Genomic DNA, 4,200 nt, shown 5'->3' with positions numbered 1-4,200 from the left:
TATGAAGTTATCAAAGAACAAAATTCTAACTGGAAAATACCTCAAAAGAGGATTCTAAAAATACTATACGAGGAGGAAATGCCATGAATTCATTAGCCATACATTTAAAAAAGAAATCTACATTCTTTCACAAGGTAAAACCTCATCTTGAGATGATCGCAGCCCTTACGAGTGGTTTTTTCATTTTATTAGGATGGTTGTTCAACCAAAATAATCAAGCTGGCGTTTCTGTAGTTTTTTATATACTCGCCTTTATCATTGGTGGTTTTGCTAAAGCGAAAGAGGGTATTGAAGAAACGATTAGCGAGAAAAAATTAAACGTTGAAATGTTAATGATTTTTGCAGCCATCGGTTCTGCCATTATCGGTTACTGGACAGAGGGTGCGATATTAATTTTCATTTTTGCCGTAAGCGGAGCATTAGAATCTTATACGATGAATAAAAGTCAAAAAGAGCTTACGTCATTAATGGAAATGCAGCCGGAGGAAGCTCTCCTTATAAATAATGGAATGGAGAGAAAAGTCCATGTATCAAAATTATCAATCGGAGATCATATATTGATTAAACCTGGGGAAAGAATTCCTGCTGATGGAATTATCATAAAAGGCCAATCAAATATAGACGAATCACCAATAACTGGTGAATCTATTCCGGTTCATAAAGATGTACAAGAAGAAGTGTTTGCAGGAACCGTTAATATTTCTGGTTCGTTAACAGTTGAAATAACTAAAGAAGCCAAAGATACATTATTTCAGAAGATAATAGAACTCGTTCAAGCAGCAAAAAATGAAAAATCTCCATCTCAACAATTTATTGAACGATTTGAAGGCATTTACGTAAAATTTGTTCTTATAAGTGTTGGATTGATGATGTTCTTGCCTCACTACTTACTTGAATGGAGCTGGAACGAAACGTTTTACCGCGCAATGATTTTACTTGTTGTCGCTTCACCATGTGCTTTAGTAGCTTCAATCATGCCGGCAACATTATCAGCCATTTCTAATAACGCCAGAAAAGGGATCCTCATTAAAGGGGGAAGCAAAATTGAATTGCTTGGAAATATTAAAGCCATCGCTTTTGATAAGACCGGTACATTAACAAAAGGAAAACCAGTTGTTACCGACTTTTTTATTCATCCGGAAAAAAATAAAGATGAAGTATTAAAAATAGTAGCATCTATGGAAAATCAATCGAAACATCCACTTGCAGAAGCGATTGTTCAATTTGCAAAAAAAAATGATGTCTCTTTATTAACAGATATTTTCGTGGAAGATGTAAGTGGTTGGGGGATTCAAGCGACTATAAATGGTGAAGAATGGAAGATTGGAAAACTAGCATTTCTTGGACTTAAGGAGGTAAATCATTTTAGCCAAGGAATGGATAAAAGATGGGCCGATGAAGGAAAAACGGTCATCTATGCCAGTTGTAATGGAACCGTTATTGCGATGTTTGCTTTAAAAGATGTCGTTAGAAACGAAGCAGCAAAGGCTATTCGGACACTAAAAAGATTAGGAATTCGTCCGATTATGCTTACCGGGGACAATCAGCATACAGCAAATGCCATTGCGAAAGAATGCGGCATCATAGATTTTCAAGCAGAATGTTTACCTGAAAGTAAAGTTCAAAGATTAAAAGAATTAAAAGAAAAGTATGGGATTACCGCTATGGTTGGAGACGGAATTAATGATGCACCAGCATTAGCGACTGCCCAAATTGGTGTTGCGATGGGTGATGGAACCGGAGTTGCTTTAGAAACAGCCGATGTCGTACTAATGAAAAATGATTTAACAAAAATTTCTCATGCTATACGCTTATCTAAAAAAATGAATCGTATCATCAAGCAAAACATTATTTTTTCTATTCTAGTTATTTCCCTACTTATTGCGTCTAACTTTTTCCAAATATTAGATCTCCCTTTAGGAGTGATTGGTCACGAAGGAAGCACGATTTTAGTCATTCTTAATGGATTAAGATTATTACGATCAAAATAATATGTTAATACTGCCTGAAATCTTTGGCAGTATTAACAATTTTCATCTTTTCGATGAACATTTATTGCGTTAATTTCTCCTCCGATAATTAACATAAAACCTGATAAATATAGCCAAATCATTAATACAATTACTCCACCAATAGAGCCATACGTCACAGAGAACTTACCAAAATTCGATACATAATGGGAGAAAGCAACGGATGTCACTACCCAGCCAAGAGTTGCTACGGTAGCCCCCGGAAAGACATCAATACATTTAATTTGTTTATTAGGAGCAAAAAAGTAAATGCATGTAAAGACAATAAATAAAATAGAAATACTAACAATCATTCGTAGTGTTTCCCAAATACTAATAAACTCATCCGATAGCCCAATTTTTGCAAAAAGGACAATTCCAAGGTGACGCCCAAAAATGATAAGGAGTAGCGCAATAAATACAACAAAAATAAGCGCAACCGTTAATATAATGGATAATCCTCTTGTTTTATAAAAAGGACGGTCCTCCTTTACATTATAAGCGCGATTAATTGCTATAATTATCCCATTCATTCCAATTGATGCGGACCAAAGTGTTCCAATTAGTCCGAAAGACAAAATTTTTCCATTATGTTGATTAACAAAAGATGCCACATTATTATCAATGAGGTCCATCGTATCTTTCGGCGCGAAATCTCTAATGATATTGAGGACGTCACTTTCATTTAATGGAAAGAAAGGTATGAGCGCAAAAAGAAATATGAGCAAAGGAAAGACTGATAATAAGAAAAAGTAGGCAAGCTGTGCAGCCATCCCAGTAGAATCATGCACGAGCGTTCGTTTATAAAGTTCGACAACCCAGTCTTTTAGTGTGAATTTTTTTTTCAATTTTCTCACCTATAATAGGTTTACATATTTGTTTATTTATTTTATTGAACTGCTCGTCCGTTTATACCAAAGATATTTTATGGATTGGTACGATGGCTTTTTGGTACAGAATTTTTTATATGATGAATTCGATCATTTATTTCTTTTATGTCATCCGTAATTTCCTCAATGAAATTGATAAATTCATTAACTTGACTTTGAATTTGTTCTACCGTTTCTATCGGATGACAAACAACATGCTTTATTTTTTGAACTGTTTTTTTACTAACATCTGTTACTTCTTTTCTCGTTTCTTTATGTAATAAAGTAACTGCCCCTCCAACGAGTGCACCTAAAAAAACTCCTTTGAAAAAAATATTTTTACTCATATTTTCCCCACCTTAATTTAAATGGTGTTCCTTCTTAATTTTCTCTAATAGAGCCTTACAACCTTTTACTACTAAATCATAAACCTCATTAAAATTGCCTGTATAATACGGATCTGGTACATCTTTATTTTGTACATCTTCAACTAAGTCAAGTAATTGAAAGACTTTTGTATTTTCTTCATTCGTTAAAGATAAAATATCTTTTTTATTTTGCTTATCCATGGCAACGATATAATCAAAATCATTTAAGTCTTGTTTTTTAATTTGTCTAGCGATTAAACCCGTTGAATCAATTTCATACTGTTGTAAAATTTTTGCCGTTCCGCGATGTGGCCCTTCACCCACATGCCATCCTCCGGTACCTGCTGAATCAACGATAATCTTTTGATCTAGTCCCTCTTTTTTTACTAAATGACGGAAAACTGCTTCTGCCATTGGGGATCTACATATATTTCCTAAGCAAACAAATAATACTTTTATCATGATCATCCATCTCCCCATTAAATTTTTCTATACTCACATATATATTTACACAAAATAAATGAATTCTCAAAGTATTGGTTGACAAATGGACGGAAGAATGAAAAGATGGAAAAAGTATTGGTTTGAAAGGATGATTCCGTTGGATTTAACGAAAAACACCCCTGAAAATATTGAATTTATGCTATCTAAAATAACAGAAAAATTAAAAATGATTAATATTAGTGCAATGAATTCTTCCCATATCAATGAAGAACTTTATGAAGAATTGCGTGACATTTATGAAATGGTTATGAAAAAAACAAGTTTTTCTCCAAATGAAATGCAAGCGATTGTGGAGGAACTAGGAAAACTGAGGAAATAATGAAAGAGCTTGGGTGCTTTACCCAAGCTCTTTATCTAATAGATATCAAAAAAGTAAATAGCTTACAAAAAATATGAATGTCAATTTGAATTTATAAAGTTGTTAATATTATCGGACCGTCTTTTGTTATT

Annotated in this window: 5 protein-coding genes; 2 read left to right on the top strand and 3 right to left on the bottom strand. The window is 33.5% G+C overall.

The features are described from left to right. Window positions 1-83: 83 nt before the first annotated feature. Complete coding sequence (locus AC3ASS_RS11770) at window positions 84-1,991, top strand: heavy metal translocating P-type ATPase (protein WP_488283725.1); 1,908 nt, start codon at window positions 84-86, stop codon at window positions 1,989-1,991. A 32-nt stretch (window positions 1,992-2,023) separates the two neighbouring features. On the opposite strand, the gene AC3ASS_RS11765 is transcribed toward AC3ASS_RS11770, so the two are convergent. From AC3ASS_RS11765 to AC3ASS_RS11755, 3 genes are all read right to left on the bottom strand, one after another. Then, the gene (locus tag AC3ASS_RS11765; RefSeq protein WP_488283724.1) at window positions 2,024-2,866 is read right to left on the bottom strand and encodes a YihY/virulence factor BrkB family protein; all 843 of its coding nucleotides are present in this window, start codon (window positions 2,864-2,866) and stop codon (window positions 2,024-2,026) included. Window positions 2,867-2,934: 68 nt separating this feature from the next. Continuing rightward, on the bottom strand, window positions 2,935-3,225 hold the full coding sequence (locus tag AC3ASS_RS11760; RefSeq protein WP_488283723.1) for a YtxH domain-containing protein: 291 nt from the start codon (window positions 3,223-3,225) through the stop codon (window positions 2,935-2,937). Window positions 3,226-3,237: 12 nt separating this feature from the next. Then, window positions 3,238-3,708, bottom strand: coding sequence for a low molecular weight protein-tyrosine-phosphatase (locus AC3ASS_RS11755; protein WP_488283722.1), 471 nt, complete (start codon window positions 3,706-3,708; stop codon window positions 3,238-3,240). Between the two features lie 130 nt (window positions 3,709-3,838). Here AC3ASS_RS11755 and AC3ASS_RS11750 point away from each other — a divergent pair, with 130 nt between their 5' ends. Then, window positions 3,839-4,069 (top strand): DUF1128 domain-containing protein, encoded by a 231-nt coding sequence (locus AC3ASS_RS11750; protein WP_488283726.1) that lies wholly within the window; start codon window positions 3,839-3,841, stop codon window positions 4,067-4,069. Window positions 4,070-4,200 lie beyond the last annotated feature (131 nt).

Source organism: Bacillus sp. JST-5 (genome assembly GCF_057747715.1).
Note: the sequence above shows the minus strand (reverse complement) of the source record. Positions and strands in the feature narration are given on the sequence as shown.

Coding starts and splice junctions, on each gene's coding strand:
- AC3ASS_RS11770 (WP_488283725.1), top strand. CDS start 84: ATGAATTCATTAGCCATACATTTAAAAAAGAAATCTACATTCTTTCAC.
- AC3ASS_RS11760 (WP_488283723.1), bottom strand. CDS start 3,225: ATGAGTAAAAATATTTTTTTCAAAGGAGTTTTTTTAGGTGCACTCGTT.
- AC3ASS_RS11755 (WP_488283722.1), bottom strand. CDS start 3,708: ATGATAAAAGTATTATTTGTTTGCTTAGGAAATATATGTAGATCCCCA.
- AC3ASS_RS11750 (WP_488283726.1), top strand. CDS start 3,839: ATGATTCCGTTGGATTTAACGAAAAACACCCCTGAAAATATTGAATTT.